General features: G+C 43.7%; 9 protein-coding genes and 3 tRNA genes. 5 read left to right on the top strand and 7 right to left on the bottom strand.

Annotation, left to right across the window (positions count from 1 at the left end):
• Positions 1-140 precede the first annotated feature (140 nt).
• The 6 genes from X939_RS0113010 to X939_RS0113035 all read right to left on the bottom strand — a co-directional run bounded on the left by X939_RS0113010 (position 141) and on the right by X939_RS0113035 (position 10101).
• Positions 141-1649: a glutamate synthase subunit beta gene (locus X939_RS0113010; protein WP_025763717.1), complete on the bottom strand. Its 1509-nt coding sequence runs from the start codon at positions 1647-1649 to the stop codon at positions 141-143.
• A gap of 56 nt (positions 1650-1705) precedes the next feature.
• On the bottom strand, positions 1706-6289 hold the full coding sequence (gltB, locus tag X939_RS0113015; RefSeq protein ID WP_084299467.1) for a glutamate synthase large subunit: 4584 nt from the start codon (positions 6287-6289) through the stop codon (positions 1706-1708).
• A gap of 681 nt (positions 6290-6970) precedes the next feature.
• The gene (locus X939_RS0113020; RefSeq protein WP_025763719.1) at positions 6971-7393 is read right to left on the bottom strand and encodes a hypothetical protein; all 423 of its coding nucleotides are present in this window, start codon (positions 7391-7393) and stop codon (positions 6971-6973) included.
• 39 nt (positions 7394-7432) lie between these two features.
• Positions 7433-8368 carry a phosphoribosylaminoimidazolesuccinocarboxamide synthase gene (locus tag X939_RS0113025; protein WP_025763720.1) on the bottom strand — a complete coding sequence of 312 codons (936 nt, stop codon included), beginning with the start codon at positions 8366-8368 and terminating at the stop codon, positions 7433-7435.
• 13 nt (positions 8369-8381) lie between these two features.
• Positions 8382-9095, bottom strand: a complete 714-nt coding sequence (locus tag X939_RS0113030; RefSeq protein ID WP_025763721.1) for a tetratricopeptide repeat protein — start codon at positions 9093-9095, stop codon at positions 8382-8384.
• A 43-nt stretch (positions 9096-9138) separates the two neighbouring features.
• On the bottom strand, positions 9139-10101 hold the full coding sequence (locus tag X939_RS0113035) for a vWA domain-containing protein (RefSeq protein ID WP_025763722.1): 963 nt from the start codon (positions 10099-10101) through the stop codon (positions 9139-9141).
• Positions 10102-10230: 129 nt separating this feature from the next.
• On the opposite strand from X939_RS0113035, the gene X939_RS0113040 reads away from it, so the two are divergent.
• From X939_RS0113040 to X939_RS0113055, 4 genes are all read left to right on the top strand, one after another.
• Positions 10231-10317 (top strand) — tRNA-Ser (locus X939_RS0113040).
• Positions 10318-10360: 43 nt separating this feature from the next.
• Positions 10361-10437: transfer RNA gene (locus tag X939_RS0113045), tRNA-Pro, on the top strand.
• A gap of 64 nt (positions 10438-10501) precedes the next feature.
• A tRNA-Arg gene (locus X939_RS0113050) sits at positions 10502-10578 on the top strand.
• A gap of 157 nt (positions 10579-10735) precedes the next feature.
• Positions 10736-11311 (top strand): O-methyltransferase, encoded by a 576-nt coding sequence (locus tag X939_RS0113055; RefSeq protein ID WP_025763723.1) that lies wholly within the window; start codon positions 10736-10738, stop codon positions 11309-11311.
• Positions 11312-11368: 57 nt separating this feature from the next.
• On the opposite strand, the gene X939_RS0113060 is transcribed toward X939_RS0113055, so the two are convergent.
• Complete coding sequence (locus X939_RS0113060) at positions 11369-12517, bottom strand: N(5)-(carboxyethyl)ornithine synthase (protein ID WP_025763724.1); 1149 nt, start codon at positions 12515-12517, stop codon at positions 11369-11371.
• An 873-nt stretch (positions 12518-13390) separates the two neighbouring features.
• On the opposite strand from X939_RS0113060, the gene X939_RS0113070 reads away from it, so the two are divergent.
• A complete protein-coding gene (locus X939_RS0113070; RefSeq protein WP_025763726.1) occupies positions 13391-16588 on the top strand; it encodes a histidine kinase dimerization/phosphoacceptor domain -containing protein in 3198 nt (1065 codons plus the stop codon).
• The last annotated feature ends 6 nt before the right edge of the window (positions 16589-16594 follow it).

A 16594-nucleotide genomic window follows, 5' to 3' on the forward strand; every position in this document is an offset into this window, starting at 1 on the left:
TTTACGGGTCAAAGTTAGTAATTATCAGCAATAGACCGGCGGCCTTTGTAAGTTAATACCAGGAAGCCTTGTAAAAGCAATGGAGCTACCATTGCGGGTAGCTCCATTGACTATTATACTTTTATTTCGAAACTGGTATCTCAGGCATGAGCAAAGTCAGGATTAAGCATCGATACGGCCTTTGCTTCCAGGAACGACTCTCCCATCAGGTATTCATCCACGGCACGTGCAGCCTCACGACCTTCACTGATGGCCCAAACAACCAGCGATTGCCCCCTGCGGCAGTCACCGGCAGCAAATACCTTTTCGTTGGTAGTCGACTGATACAAATGTGTTTTTACATTTCCCCGATCGTCGTAGGCTAGGCCCAACTCATTGAGCAGCCCCTCCTGTTGTGGATGTAAAAATCCAGCTGCTAAGAAAGCCAGGTCACAGGGAATGGTGCGCTCGCTGCCCATTACCTCTTTCATCTGTAAACGACCCGACTCAGGATCCTTCTGCCAGTCCAGATCTACAATTTTAAGCGCTACAAGGTTACCCTCTTCGTCACCTATAAACTCTTTGGTATTAATAGACCAATGGCGATCAGCGCCTTCTTCGTGAGAAGTAGAGGTACGCAACATCATGGGCCAGTTAGGCCAAGGAGTACTTGCATCACGTTCTTTTGGGGGGATGGGCATCAATTCGATCTGGGTAACGGACTTAGCGCCATGGCGCCCGGAGGTACCTACGCAGTCGCTACCAGTATCACCGCCACCAATAACGACGACATGTTTATCTGTAGCCCGAATTTGACCATTAACATATTCGGAGCCACGATGGTCTACTACAGGGTCGATTCCGGCTACACGCTTGTTCTGCTGGCTTAAGAATTCCATGGCAAAGTGAACACCCTTCAGATTACGCCCCTCTATCTTCAGGTCGCGGGGAACGGTAGAACCCATGGTCAGCACCACGGCATCGAACTCGTTAAGTAGCTCGTCGGATTTTATATCGACACCTACATTTACATTCGTACGGAACTCAATTCCTTCTTCCTGCATCACCTTCAAACGGCGATCGATCACGCCCTTATTAAGCTTAAAATCGGGGATACCATATCGCAGCAATCCACCGATTTGATCGGCACGTTCCAACAGAACCACGCTATGTCCGGCCTGATTGAGCTGGCTAGAGGCAGCCAGTCCTGCCGGACCCGATCCTACTACGGCTACTTTTTTACCGGTGCGCTTCTTAGGAAGACGAGGCTTTACCAGATCCAATTCGAAAGCCTTTTCAATAATCGACTTCTCTATAAATTCGATGGCTACGGCCGGCTTATTGATTCCCAATACGCAAGAAGCCTCACAAGGAGCCGGACATATACGGCCCGTAAACTCAGGGAAATTATTCGTAGACGTTAGGATGTCATAGGCTAATGCCCAGTTTTCATCGTAAACGGCATCATTGAATTCGGGAATAATATTTCCTAGTGGGCAGCCATTATGACAAAAAGGAATTCCACAATCCATACAACGTGCTGCCTGTGTTTTGGCACCGGCATCGGTAGGAGCAGCCTCAATCTCCTGATAGTCTTTCAAACGTACTTCGACTGGGCGCTTCTTGGGTAACTCCCTTTCAAACTCTAAAAATCCGGTTGGTTTTCCCATTATATTTTTTTCTATTAAATCGTAATTAAAAATAAAAGTGAATTTCGCTCTTGCGATTACAAATGAGGTACATCAACGACGATGTCCTGATATACCACATTTTTATCGGCAATTTGCTGAGCCAGTGAGACGCCCCGACTATCCAAAGCCTTCTTAAAGTCTGTTGGCAATACCTTTACGAACTGCGTGGCGGACTCTTCCCAGTTTTGAATTAGTTGGAAGGCCACATTGCTGGTGGTATACTGGAAGTGTTTGTCCAGATACTCCCTTACAATTGCCTGGTCTTCTTCGTTTAGGGGACTTAATGTCACCATTTCACCATTCACTTTTTCTTCAAAATCACCGGCTTTGTTCAATACATAAGCCACACCTCCCGACATACCTGCCGCGAAGTTGCGACCCGTTTCCCCAAGGATAATAGCTAATCCACCGGTCATATATTCGCAGCCGTGATCACCCACTCCTTCTACCACCACTCGGGCACCTGAGTTACGCACACAGAAACGCTCACCGGCAGTACCTCTGATAAAGGCATCACCTGAGGTCGCACCATAGAATGCTACGTTTCCAACGATAATATTTTCTTCCGGGTTGAATTTAGAATCCCGATCCGGATAGACAACTAGCTCGGCCCCACACAAACCTTTTCCGAAATAATCGTTAGCATCTCCCTCCAGTTCCAATCGGATACCGGCGGTATTGAAGGCGCCAAAACTCTGCCCCGCCGTTCCACGGAATTTAAAATGTATGTTTCCAGCTGGTAATCCGGCTCCTCCATGCAACTTGGAAATTTCATTCGATAGCATGGTTCCAACCGAACGATTCAAGTTGTTAATAGGATATTCCTGATATACTTCTTCTTTGCGCTCCAGGGCAGGAGCAGCGGCTTTAATGAGCACACGATCGATAATGGCATCGATACCATGGTCTTGCTCTTCCTGCTTAAATTGAGCCACCGACAGATCGGTTGACTTGTACAGGATAGCATCAAAATTAAGATTCTTGTATTTCCAGTGCTTGATATCGTTGCGAAGCTCCAGATACTGCGCCTGGCCCACCATCTCATTAACCGTACGGAAGCCCAGTTGAGCCATAATTTCACGAAGCTCTTCGGCCATAAAGCGGAACATATTCACTACATGCTCTGGCTTACCCGAAAATAAGGCTCTAAGTTCTTTGCGCTGCGTGGCAACACCAACCGGACAGGTATTTAGGTGACATTTACGCATCATGATACATCCGGCTGCAACCAATGCTGCCGTGGCCACACCCCATTCCTCTGCTCCCAGCATAGCTGCTATGGCCAAATCGCGACCTGTGCGAAGCTGTCCATCGGCTTGCACGGTTACCCGGCCTCTCAATTTATTTCTCACCAAAGTTTGGTGCGTTTCAGCCAGTCCTAGCTCCCATGGCAATCCCGCATGGCGAATTGAGCTTAAAGGGGAGGCACCGGTACCACCATCATAACCTGAAATTAGGATATGATCGGCATGTGCTTTGGCTACTCCAGAGGCAATGGTTCCTACCCCAGCTTCGGAAACCAGCTTTACGCTAATCCGGGCCTGACGGTTGGCATTTTTAAGGTCAAAAATCAGCTGAGCCAAATCCTCGATGGAATAGATATCGTGATGAGGAGGCGGAGAAATAAGGCCTACCCCAGGGGTTGAATGACGCGTTCTTCCGATCCAATCATCCACTTTTGGCCCTGGAAGTTGCCCCCCCTCTCCAGGCTTAGCGCCTTGAGCAGTCTTTATTTGTAACTCATTGGCATTGCTCAGATAATGGCTGGTTACTCCGAAACGTCCAGAGGCAACCTGCTTGATCTGCGAGATCATATTATCTCCATTGGGCAAAGTCTTGTATCGTAGTTCGTCTTCTCCTCCTTCTCCAGAATTGGACTTACCGCCAATACGATTCATGGCGATGGCCAATGTGGTGTGCGCCTCCCAGGAAATCGATCCAAAGGACATGGCACCAGTGGCGAAACGTTTAAATATATTTTCTACAGGCTCTACTTCTGAAAGCGGAATAGAATTACCCTTCTTAAATCTTAATAACCCTCTTAACGTCAGAGCCTTTTGTGTCTGATCGTCGATTAGCCTTGAATATTTCTTAAACTGCTCATAATTATCCGTGCGAGTCGATTGCTGAAGTAAATGAACCGTCTGAGGATTGAAAATATGCGCTTCTCCACGCTGCTTCCATTGGTAAAAACCTCCAACTTCCAGTTTAGGATGATTTTCAGGCGTTTCATGATAAGCCACCTTATGGCGCACCAATATCTCACGTGCAATTTCGGACAAGCCCATTCCGCCAATTCGGGAAATAGTTCCTGTGAAATACCGATCTACCACATCCTTATTAAGACCCACACATTCGAAAATCTGAGCACCCTGATACGACTGCAAAGTGGAGATACCCATTTTAGAGAATATCTTAAGGAGCTCCTTGTTAACCGCTTTGATATAGTTGTAGTGCAGTTTTTCGTCGGCAAAATCCCCTTCGATCATGCCCTTCTTATTCATATAGCTGAGCGTCTCCAAGGCCATGTAGGGGCAAACTCCAGCAGCCCCATATCCAATCAGGGCGGCAAGATGATGGGTCTCCCAAACATCACCAGCTTCTACGAGTATGCCCACCTTGCCACGTAGCCCTTCACGGATCAGGTGGTGATGAATGGCGGCAGTGGCCAATAGCGATGGAATCGGCGCATGGTCAGAGTCGATTGAACGGTCGGAAAGGATTACAATTTCGAATCCATCTTCGATCGCATCCACTGCATAACGGCAGATGCGCTCCAGGGCGCGCTCTAAGGCTTTTCCACCCTGATCGGCTCTGAAATAGGTATTAATAGTTTTGGCCTGGAAACCCTCCTTATCTACAAAGCGCAATTTATCGAACTCATGCACGGTAAGTACCGGCTGAGGCAAAGAAATCTGACGACAATGCTGAGGGGTCTCCGTCAGAATATTTTCAGTAGCTCCAACAAAAGAAATCAGCGACATAATCGACCGTTCCCGGATAGAATCGATAGGGGGATTGGTAACCTGGGCGAATAATTGCTTGAAATAACTGGATAAGTGCTGACTTTGCTCTGAAAGCACCGCCAGAGGCACATCTGTCCCCATAGAGCCAATGGCTTCTACACCAGTTTGAGCCATTGGTGCCAGTATCATACGAAGGTCCTCGGAGGTATATCCGAATGCAACTTGACGCTTGATCAAGGCATTTTCTTCATATGGGCGGTAGGTACGGATGGGTGCATCCAACTCCGAAAGTTTCAATTTATGATCGTCGAGCCATTGCTGATAAGGTTGGGCGGCACATAAAGAGTCTTTGATCTCCTCATCGGGTATAATACGGCCTTGCTCCATATCTACGACAAACATACGACCCGGCTGCAAACGTCCTTTGGTCACAACCCGCGACTGATCAACTTCCAGAACCCCAGCTTCGGAGGCCATGATAATGGTGTCGTCGTCCAGCACCCAATAACGAGAAGGTCTTAGTCCATTTCTATCTAGGGTAGCGCCCACCATTTTTCCATCGGTGAAGGAGATAGAAGCGGGACCATCCCAAGGTTCCATTATTGCAGCATGGTATTCGTAAAAGGCTTTTCTTTCGGGACTCATCTGCTCATTACCATCCCAGGCTTCGGGTACCAGCATCATCATCACATGAGGCAGGGACCGACCCGAAAGATGCAATAGCTCGATGGCATTGTCTAAGTTTGCCGAGTCGGATTGATTGCGATTACAGATCGGCAAAAGCATATCCATTTCCTCCTTGGTAAAAAACTCAGAAGAAAATGATTTCTCACCGGCACGAATCCAGTTTACATTACCTTTCACAGTATTGATTTCGCCATTATGGGCGATATAACGGAAAGGCTGAGCCAGCTCCCAGGAGGGGAAAGTATTGGTAGAAAAACGAGAATGTACAACCGCTAGAGCAGAAACGACCGATTCGTTTTCTAGATCCGGGAAATAATATTTGAGTTGAGCCGTAGTTAGCTGTCCTTTATATGAAATAGTACGGCAGGACATCGAAGAATAGTAAAAACATCCTTTGGCACCTTTTACAGTCTCATATATGAGCCGGGCCGATACCTGTCTTAGTACGTATAATTTCCTTTCAAATAATAAATCGTCTTCAATCTCTTCTGGCTGTTTCAAAAATATCTGCTCCACGTAGGGCTCTACCGAAAGGGATCCTTCTCCCAAGGTTTCGTTAAGCGTCGGCACCTTACGGTAACCCAGCAGCTGAAGACCTAGTTTACGGAGTTTACGGTTTAAGATATCCCGGCATTCCTCACGGGTTTTTTCATCCTGAGGAAAGAAAATCATCCCCACACCATATTGCCCAGCCTGGGGCAGTTGAAATCCTAATTTCAGACATTCGTCCACGAAAAATTCGTGGGGTATTTGAATCAGGATCCCTGCTCCATCTCCTGTATTAGGATCAAAACCGGTAGCCCCTCTGTGTTCCATTCGCTCCAACATATGGATAGCATCAGCCACTATTTGGTGTGACTTACGTCCCTTTATGTTGGCGCGGAAACCTATCCCACACGCATCGTGCTCAAATTCAGGGCGATATAACCCTTGATTTTCTACCATTGGTTCAGACATTTGCGACATATATCGAAGATTGTAGAGTAATTATAAAATCCTTGTATGGAATTTTTATAAATAAGCCGTTGAAAAAATTGTTTTCCCCTTATCTATTTACATATAGGGTAAAGTCTCGCAATTTAATCATAAAAAATATTTGGTGGAATAGTCAAAAGACAAAATTTTATTCCAATCATAGAATTTGGTCAATATCTTACATATTTTCTGAAAATACTGATAATTCGGCAAGAAAAACACCGGGAGTATGAAAAATTCGTAAAATATAAATGGCAGACCGTTTTGTCCCTACTAGCCATTTTGAACTTGGGTACGACGTAGTAAGTTAGCAATTTTATCTTAAACAGGCAAATGTAACCTTGCAAGTAGTCCTATGATACTCAAGTCACTACCCTATCTTCCGGGATAAATTTACCGTTAATAAAAATCAGGTCACCCGATTACTAGATTGTCGATTCCCTTCTGCCATGCTCTCACTTTAAAACCAGGCGCTATACGTAACTAAAAAAAGGGTACTACCAGTAACGGACAGTACCCTTTTCCACAATTCAAATAATAAGCTAAACTATAAGCACCGAAGGTTTCACAAATCCATTCCTAAGATGCTGACTTGCCCAATGGAAACTTCCACCATATTGGATAGATATGTTTTCTCTGCATGGTCAATATTAAACGATGACATACCCGATACTAAGGCTCTGAAGATTCACTAACATTATTATAATCGTCATCATCATAATCGTCGTCCCCAGCACCGAATTCATTTTCCAGGCTATGCATAAATACGGCATCTATGGCCTCCTCTTTAGAAGGCAAAACGGTGAGTCCCGGAATTTTCAAATCTTCTAATTCATCCATAAAATCATCATCCCGGGTCACCAATACTAACAAACCCAGATCGTTACCGCACAACCAATTGATTTTTTTAAGCATGGCGATACCTCCCGCATCCAACTTCTTCGTCAGATTAACATTCACGATAAGATTATGCGTTCCTTCACGAAATAGCGAGCGGGCCGTCTTCTCGAATTCCGCTGGTATCTCTCCCGTAAAGGCTGGCTCCTGCATATCTATATAGGCGTACTGTTCCTTTCTTTCGATAGTATGAATCATTATATATATTTTTTGTTCACAAATGATGTTTATGTTTAATTAACGAACACTTGCCGCAATGGCCTGTTCTATACGCTCCAACGGATGATCTAAATTATTCTTCTGGAATTTGTTTCCTGTCACCTTCTCATAAAGTTCGATATAGCGTTCAGAAATTTCCATTACTTTTTCATCCGTCATTTCAGGCACTACCTGCCCATCTTTCCCTTGAAAACCATTTTGTATGAGCCATTCCCGAACAAACTCCTTGGACAATTGTTTCTGAGGTGCTCCATTACGCTGGTTCTCCTCATACCCTTCCAGGTAAAAATACCGGGAAGAATCTGGCGTATGAATTTCATCGATCAGATAGATCACCCCATCAAGCTTTCCAAATTCGTATTTCGTATCCACCAGAATTAACCCTTGATCGGCCGCCATCTCGGTACCCCGGGCATATAAAGCCAGGGTATATCTTTCCAGATGTTCGTAATCCTCCTGACTTACCAGACCTTTAGCGAGTATTTCTTCCCGCGAAATGTCTTCATCGTGCCCTTCATGCGCTTTGGTCGTGGGAGTGATAATAGGGTTTGGAAGACGATCGTTTTCTTTTAAGCCTTCGGGAAGGGGCACTCCACATAACATGCGCTTACCAGCAGCATATTCCCTCCAGGCATGACCTACCAAATAGCCCCTAACGACCATTTCCACTGGATAGGCTTCACAATTAATCCCAATACTCACATTGGCATCGGGCACCTCTTGGAGCCAGTTAGGCATAATGTCGCGCGTGGCATTTAAGAAATGCGCAGCAATTTGGTTGAGCACCTGTCCTTTATAAGGGATAGCCCTGGGAAGGATCACGTCAAAAGCAGAGATCCTATCGGTAGCTACCATTACCAATTTTGATCCAAAGGAATACACATCCCTTACTTTGCCTTTATAAAATCCGGTTTGACCGGGAAATGTAAAATTGGTTTCAGCTATACTTTTCATCTATATTCGTTAATTACCATTCTATTTTTTTCTTACCCTCTTTATCTGCTGCGTACTGTGCCCTTCGAAGCTGAAAGATATATTGAGATTCATTGGTTTTCATTGCATCTAAGATTGAACGAGCCTGATCTTCCGTCATATTTATCGATTTAAGGCTCTTCAATAATTGTTCCCGCTTGGTTTGAGCTGTCAATTGTTGCTGCTGAGCTGGAATACTATCGGGTGCCGCCTGCTGTTGTTTCAGCTTTTGAACGACTTTCCTTTGGATCGCCGACCGCTCCGAGGCATCTGGACTGCCGTGATAATGTCGTTTTAAAAATATGTAATTGGATTTGGCATTTTTATTGTCCACATGCAGTTCCAGGGCTTTCCGAAAGCTCATCAGAGCTGACGCCGAATCGGACCTCATCAACCGTATCACCCCAATCTGACCATTAGCTACAGATGCCAGGTGCCGATTTCGAATATTAACCAATAGTTTATATTGCTGCTCCGCAAGCTTATACTGACCATTTTTAAAATAAGCATGTGCCAAATTCATGCGGGCGGAAGGGCTTGAAAACATAGTCCCATAAGCTATCTGGTGGTAAATTTCCGCCGATTCCTTATACCTTTGGGCCATAAAAGCGTCCTCAGCCATTACCTTTAATTCATTCGTTTTGGAAACGGAATCAAAGGAGCGATTATCCCACAACCATAGCAAAACATACAGTATCAGCGTTGTCATTCCTGTTCCTTACACATGAGTCGCAAAAATACACATAGATATTTTATAACCGAAACGTTCCGATCGTAATTAGAACATCCATGAGTACCAACACAAGTGCTGCTCCTAAAAAGTAATAATACTTGTTGGTATCTATCATTAAAGTCCTGGTGTCTACGAAAGATCCGGTGGTATTATTTACCGCCTGAACCATGGCCTCCATTTCGTTGGTAATATTATTAAGGATAAAATAATTGCCTTTCACCTGGGAGACCAGGTTTTTAAGAAATTTTTCCTCCAGACGGGAGACGACCACATCCCCATCCTCATTGCGAAGCAGCTCCTTTCCGACTTTAATACTCGATCCGGTCAGGGTTCCTACCCCCACAGCTTCGACCGCAATGCCGTAACGTCGAATATTATTATATAATGCACCGCTACACTGAGCCGACTGCTCCCCATCAGTAAAAATAACCAGCATTTTAGAGCGCTCTTCAGGGCTGGCATCGCCCGTCATTTTATTAAACGCAAGCTGTAAAGCCGTACAAAGATCCGAACCATTTCCTGGAATTAAATCGGTTTGAAGGGATTGTACAAAAGCTTTGAGAGCGTCTTTATCGTATGTTAAGGGTACCTGAACATACGCATTATTGGAATATACGATGATACCAATGCGATTGGCTGCCTGACTTTCTACAAATCGATTCAATTCAAACTTCACTTTCTCCAGGCGGTTGGGCGTAACATCGGGGGCCTGCATGGACAAGGACAAATCTACTAATACATAAATATCCTTTCCGATACCCTTTACCTCTTTTTGCGCTTCCCCAAAGGAAGGCCCCAACAGACTTATGATTAATAAGGAAAAGGCTCCGCTGCGAAGCACAAGCTTCACTACCAGGGAACGCGCTGTAGTTCTGAGCTGATGAGCTACCCGTACCGTGCGAAAAATGTAAATTATATAAAGGGTAATGAATAAAAAAATAAAAAAATATTCGGTGACTCCTAGAAGGTAATTCCAGTTCATAATGAACGCTTTGTATCGTTTGAGAAGCCCAAAATTAGGGATTAAACGATTCTAACGAATATTTTTTTTTCAATTTGTTTGCATATTTAAAATCAAACCAGCTATATTTGCAACCCAGAACGGAAAGACGGAGGGATGGGTGAGTGGCTGAAACCAGTAGTTTGCTAAACTGCCGTACTCGCAAGGGTACCGCGGGTTCGAATCCCGCTTCCTCTACACGTTTTAAATACCGGGCCTAAATATCGATTTAGGTTTTATTCGGGGAGTGGCGCAGCCCGGTAGCGCATCTGGTTTGGGACCAGAGGGTCGCAGGTTCGAATCCTGTCTCCCCGACCATTACAATAGGCAGATAGCCGTATGCAGATTTTTCTGCAGTCTGCTGGCTGCCTATTTTTTTTAAGGTCCCGTAGCTCAGTTGGATAGAGCAACTGCCTTCTAAGCAGTAGGTCTTTGGTTCGAATCCAAACGGGATCACCACGAAAATTATTTAGGCCGTAGGTTGTAAGCAATAAGCTTAAGATCTACGGCTTATTGCATTTTAAGATCCAATTTCAAAATTTGTGATTCCCGAAATTTTCCTAGCTTTACTACCTATTCCCAGTTCCCGAACCACCTGATCCTTACTGCGGCCAACATGAGAGATACCGATCCAAGACTTCCAGCTGCTTATGATAAAATAGCCGAGGCTACCCTGGCAAATGGCTTCAACATGGCCTCCGACCGGACGACCTGCTCCCTGCTGCGAACCCTTGCCGCCACCAAACCTAATGGTGATTTTCTGGAACTGGGTACCGGAACAGGACTCTCTACGGCCTGTATCCTGGATGGAATGGATAGCCAGTCTACCCTGGTATCGATTGATTATGATGCCGAACTTCTGGCAATAGCAAGTGACTATTTAGGAAAAGATCCTCGTTTAAGCCTCATTCATTCCGACGGAGAAATATGGGTGAAGACGAACAGAGATAAAAAATACGACTATATTTTTGCAGATACCTGGCATGGAAAATACCTTCTGTTAGATGAGGTATTGTATATGCTTAATCCAGGTGGACTATATATTGTAGACGATATGCTACCTCAGCCCAACTGGCCCGAAGGTCATGAGCAGAAAGCCCACGACTTTACGCATTATTTAGAAGGTAGAAAAGATTTAATCATAACCAAATTGACCTGGGCAACAGGTATTATAATTGCTGTAAAGAGATAATCCCATATTACGAAGCAGTGTTTCCGCAATACGGGATTCAACAAGCTGCAAAAAGCCCTATTCCGACTTCAAGAGATGGGGATATGCAGTATTCCGATTTTGGAATTTAATGATGCTGGGTTTTACAATTTTCCCCTGATCGATATTAATGGCATTCCGAATGGTACTGCTCTTATCCCAATATTCACGTCCTGATACTACGGCAGGAATATGAACGATTAAAGCAGCAGAAATAGATCTGGAGGCGCTCTCCCAAAAATAACTGGGAGAATGATCCACTGCATAATAATCGATTTTATCAATATTAATCAGTGGATTTTGGAAGGTGGTTGGCTTTGCAAAATAGAAGCCCATGCCTTCGTCACAACTCACATCAATTATTAAAGTTCCTGGTTGTAAATATTCCTTCTCCTCCTCTTTAACGTAATCAATGGGATCGTCAATATCTTGATAAGTACCATTGATAATAATCTCGGATTCATGAATCAATTCCAGCAATGGGCGCTCCGAACCGTCATGCTCGACAACGATTAGCCGGGGTTCGCCCTCCACCCCTTTCCTGAGCCTTGCATAATGCACATCCAATACCTCTTCTCTTACCTCGTGATCTGGCCTTTGAATGCAGATGGTTATGTCTCGAAAACCATGGGCTTTAAGTGCATAGATAGCCCCTCGACTCACTGCACCGAAACTAAAAATGATTACTTTACGCTGGTTACCGTAATGACCATCGATTCCTTTCAATTGCAGGGCATGGATAACGGCACTATAGCCAGCCATTTCATTATTTTTATAAAATGTATGTCTTCCCATTTGCCCATTTGGGTACCAGACATACATGTCTTCGAATGCAATCAGGGTTAATCTTTTGTCAATAGCAATCTGGGTGATCGGCTCCTGTTGGGCACAGTGCGGATATCCCCAGATGGTCCCACCGTTTTTTAGATCTTCCAGATCGGACTGTACCGGTTTGGCAATAATAACAGAACCAATATGCGATAATATCTCACTCCTACTGGCCACGCCCCCGGTCAAATGCGCCAATTCCTTATCCTCAAGATTAAATCGCTCTCCATAACCCTTTTCAAAGATTAATTGACGGCGAATGGTCTCTGGAAGCCTTAATAAATGCTCCGGATGAATAGGAACCCGGCGCTCATCCTGTTTTTTGGAAGTGCCTATTACACCAAATTGCAATAATGTCATACTGTTTTGGGATGGAACGTATTGCAGTGTAATGAAGAGCGCAAAGCGTAGAATGGTCGTAAATTATATATCTTAGTACCCAGGCATTAAGTTGGCTACCAGCGTTATATATGTCAGCAGTAGATTTTATCGGAAAGTATCGATAGCCGGTCTATGAAGCCCGGGGGAAATTATGATAAGCAAATATATAACAAGCAGATGCTAAGGTACGAACTTAAAAAGCATTTAAAGAATCTAGCTTCTGCAACCCACCATAGAATTTCATCTATAATTTTGGCTTTCCAATTTATCTTATCAATTCAGTGGGAATCTGGCGGGGGCAGAATATCACCAATCAAAAAAATCTGCCATTAGCGCGATAAAACTACTATCAATAGACAATAGGGTGATAACCTGATGAACTTTAATAAAATCAGATTTTTAAGTTCGTCATAGCATTGGTGTTTTTTATATTTCTAAAATAGCATTACCGTCTGCAAAAGGAACATCTAGCTCCAGACGGCTTGATGAAGTTTAATTTAAAATTTCGGCAAAGCGATGGGCCTTAAGTCTATTTACCCAGTGGGCTATAACCTAGCCCATTCCGCAAAAAATGGCTTGATAATATAATTAACACTTAGCAATCTGACCACTTTTAACTTCAGGAGCCAGGAATAAGGGCTGGTGTAATAAGACTATCCCGAACAAAACATTTGGAGGAATAAGAAGTATAACAAAGGACCGTACAACCTTCTATCGTTTAGTAACTACTATTTTATAAATTCCAGAAATTTATATATAATTGTCATCGACATATCTCTAAATCAATTCAAGTACGCAACTAGGGGCATCCTGACATCCAACAGATGAAAGTGCCTTAAATTCATTGCAAACATGCTCCTCAGGCTTCCGGTTTCCATCCTCGTACCTGTCGTCTTGGTTTTCCTTGCCGCTGTCCATCCGTTAATGGGAAATATTAATGAGGGAGCAACGGATTCTGACTATATCATCACCAAAAGAGTGCTATCAATAGAAAGTGGTCTGGCTTCCCACGAAGTTTTTTGCGGTTTACAAGACTCTTTAGGTTTTTTGTGGTTAGGTACCCGCAACGGATTGAATCGTTATGATGGAGAAAACATGCTGCTGTTCACAAAGCAACGGAAGCAGCTACAGGATAATAAGATCGTACAGCTGGCCTATGATGGATCACGTCAATTGTTTATCGAATATGGCAATACGGGGTTTCAGCTCACTACCAATGGCAAAGTCGATGTCATGGATGTCATTACCCATAAGGTAAAAACACTTTCCCAGGCTTTCCCCAACCTACCCTTCCAGGAAAATGATGTCTATTGGATCGCGAATGACGGGACTGATGAAGTTTGCTTTATGACCAGCTCTCCATATCGGTTATGGAAATATTCAAACAAAAATGGCTTCCGACTCCATTTGGAAATGAAAGAATGGGATAAGATTAGATTAAATAGTGACTACCGGACGACTGGTTCCATGTGTACTTTCCAACAAGGAATGGCCATTATAAAGCTAAATAATCAGGAAAAACAATACTTTGTTTCTGGAAACGATGTCGTCAGCTACCGTCAAAATAATGTATTGCGCTCCTTACCTATTGCATTTCCAGATAAAAATAAGGCCTTTATTACCTACAATACCTTTATGAATCCAGATGCATTTGTGGTGGGTGAGGTAACAAAGAATGGCGAGGTGTCGACAGTCAGAAATCTGCAAAAATATCACCTCAGCGAAGTAATAGGAAGGTATTGGTTTCAGGCAGGGACAGCCACAGATGGTGCTGCATCCTTCTTCTATAATGCGAATGAAGCACTTTATATCTGGAACAAAAGGGCCTTTTTGAAGGTGTTGGACAAATCGGAATTAAAAGGATTCGAGAATTTAGCTGTTTACAAGCTTTTTCCCGACGGGTTAGGGAACCTGTGGCTGTGCACTTCCTTAGGTTTAATTCAGTTAACCCTTAAAAGAAACCGGTTCAAACATTATTTCACCACCAGACAGCAAACCCTACAAGCTAATAATCAGGTAAGGGGGATCTACGCAGAGCCTTCAGGTAAGATACTGGCGAATATCTGGACGGATACCTTTCAGCAAGACGGTTCATCCATCCAGATGGTCAGACACGATGCAATTAATTATGCATTGGTGAAGCACAATTCCAAATTATACTCGGGAGGAGTAAAGCTAACAATTTACGATGAGCAAAATCATCAGGTCCGGTTAACTCCTGCCAAGGCCGGTTCAGAAATTTGGTCCATGCTATCTCTAAACGATAGCCTTTTGCTATTGGGCAGAACCTATGGTTTCAGTTTGTATAATTCCCGTTCAAATCGCTTGGATTCACTCCCATTTGAAAAACATAACACGCCTGTTGCACAGTTTGTTTATCGGCTCTTCAGGGACAAAAAAAATAATATATGGGCCGTAGCGGAGAATGGATTATTCCAACTTCAATTTTCTCCCCTTCCCCAGCTTTCTACCTCTCTCGCTAGCCAATGGAAAGTTGAAAGCCTGCGGTCAGGTTTCCTCCAAAGCCTGATTTTAATGGATGCTTATCGGGAGGACAATGGGACTTTTTGGCTGGCTACCAACGGAGAAGGTCTTTATCGCTGGGATCCTTTAACAAATGCAATAAAGCAGTTCAATATTACTGCAGGATTTCCATCCGATGTCTTGTATAGAATTGAGTCGGATACTTTTGGCAACCTTTGGATTAGTTCAGACTATGGACTTATCCGCTTCAATTTGAATGATTTTTCTGTCAACACCTATACGACCATTGACGGTATTTCTCATAATGAGTTTAACCGTACTTCCTCATTTAGTTCCTCCGATGGAATGCTTTATTTTGGTGGGTTGAACGGGATAAATGCCTTCCACCCGGCCGACTTCCGCTCAGACAAACTGGCAATGGAAGTGCCATTTCAAATCATTTCGTTTAATCAGTTCGTAGGATCCCGCAATGAGTTGATCGATAGAACAACTGAATTACTGAATAGCCCATCCATTATTCTTGAACCTGCCGACAAATTCTTCACCCTCGACTTTCAACTACTGGATTTCACCAAGAATGAAGGTCATCGGTATGCCTATAAAATTGCAGGAGTTGACGAAAGCTGGAATTATATAAATGAGAACTCGGTTCGAATCAGCGGACTTCCTTATGGTAAATATACACTAAGAATAAAAGCCCAGAACCGGGAAGGAGTCTGGAACAAAATCGAGTTAAGCATTCCAATTACCGTTTTAAAACCCCTGTATCTTCATTGGGGCTTTATTTTGCCCGCTACCTTGGCATTTCTACTGGCCATATATGTTTCGATACAGTTAAGAATAAGAAAATTGGCTCGCGACAAAAAGAAATTGGAAGCAACGGTGGAGGAACGTACTACTCAATTGAAAAAATCTCTTAGCGAACAATCTGCTCTTCTATCCGAGAAAGATGTTCTCATGAAGGAAATTCATCATCGAGTTAAAAATAATTTACAGGTTATTTCCGGCCTTCTGGAACTACAAAGTAAAACCTTAGCCGACAGCTCTGCCAGAGAAGCATTGCGTGAGGGTCGCAATCGTGTTCGAAGTATTGCATTGATACATCAGAATTTGTATCAATTCGAAAATTTAAGCAGCATTGATTTAAAACGATTTGTCACCGACTTGTGCTGTCAGGTACAAAGCATCTATACCCCTACTAAGACCGTGGCCGTGGAAGTGCATATTACCGAATTGCACCTGGATATAGACTCAGGGGTACCCGTTGGATTAATTTTGACTGAACTCCTGTCCAACTCCTTTAAATATGCCTTCAATGAGGTAAGGGAAGGTAATATCATCATTAAAATTGAAACGATTGAAGAAGGAAGATTTTTATTAACCTATTCCGATAATGGACCAGGCTTACCCCCTGACGATGAGCTTGCCAAAACAAAAACGCTAGGCCTTCAGTTGATTAATGATTTAACCAGGCAAATTGGGGGCCATGTGCAATATGCTACGAAACAGGGGGCCTTCTTTTCTATTATCTTTACTAATCGCGATCTACGGAAGCTTGAAGACTGAACCCTC

The organism is Dyadobacter tibetensis Y620-1 (assembly GCF_000566685.1).
Classification (GTDB): Bacteria; Bacteroidota; Bacteroidia; order Cytophagales; family Spirosomataceae; genus Dyadobacter; species Dyadobacter tibetensis.

Excerpts from the sequence above, each read along its gene's own strand:
- X939_RS0113010 (WP_025763717.1), bottom strand. The coding sequence starts at position 1,649 with ATGGGAAAACCAACCGGATTTTTAGAGTTTGAAAGGGAGTTACCCAAG.
- gltB (WP_084299467.1), bottom strand. The coding sequence starts at position 6,289 with ATGTCGCAAATGTCTGAACCAATGGTAGAAAATCAAGGGTTATATCGC.
- X939_RS0113020 (WP_025763719.1), bottom strand. The coding sequence starts at position 7,393 with ATGATTCATACTATCGAAAGAAAGGAACAGTACGCCTATATAGATATG.
- X939_RS0113025 (WP_025763720.1), bottom strand. The coding sequence starts at position 8,368 with ATGAAAAGTATAGCTGAAACCAATTTTACATTTCCCGGTCAAACCGGA.
- X939_RS0113030 (WP_025763721.1), bottom strand. The coding sequence starts at position 9,095 with ATGACAACGCTGATACTGTATGTTTTGCTATGGTTGTGGGATAATCGC.
- X939_RS0113035 (WP_025763722.1), bottom strand. The coding sequence starts at position 10,101 with ATGAACTGGAATTACCTTCTAGGAGTCACCGAATATTTTTTTATTTTT.
- X939_RS0113055 (WP_025763723.1), top strand. The coding sequence starts at position 10,736 with ATGAGAGATACCGATCCAAGACTTCCAGCTGCTTATGATAAAATAGCC.
- X939_RS0113060 (WP_025763724.1), bottom strand. The coding sequence starts at position 12,517 with ATGACATTATTGCAATTTGGTGTAATAGGCACTTCCAAAAAACAGGAT.
- X939_RS0113070 (WP_025763726.1), top strand. The coding sequence starts at position 13,391 with ATGCTCCTCAGGCTTCCGGTTTCCATCCTCGTACCTGTCGTCTTGGTT.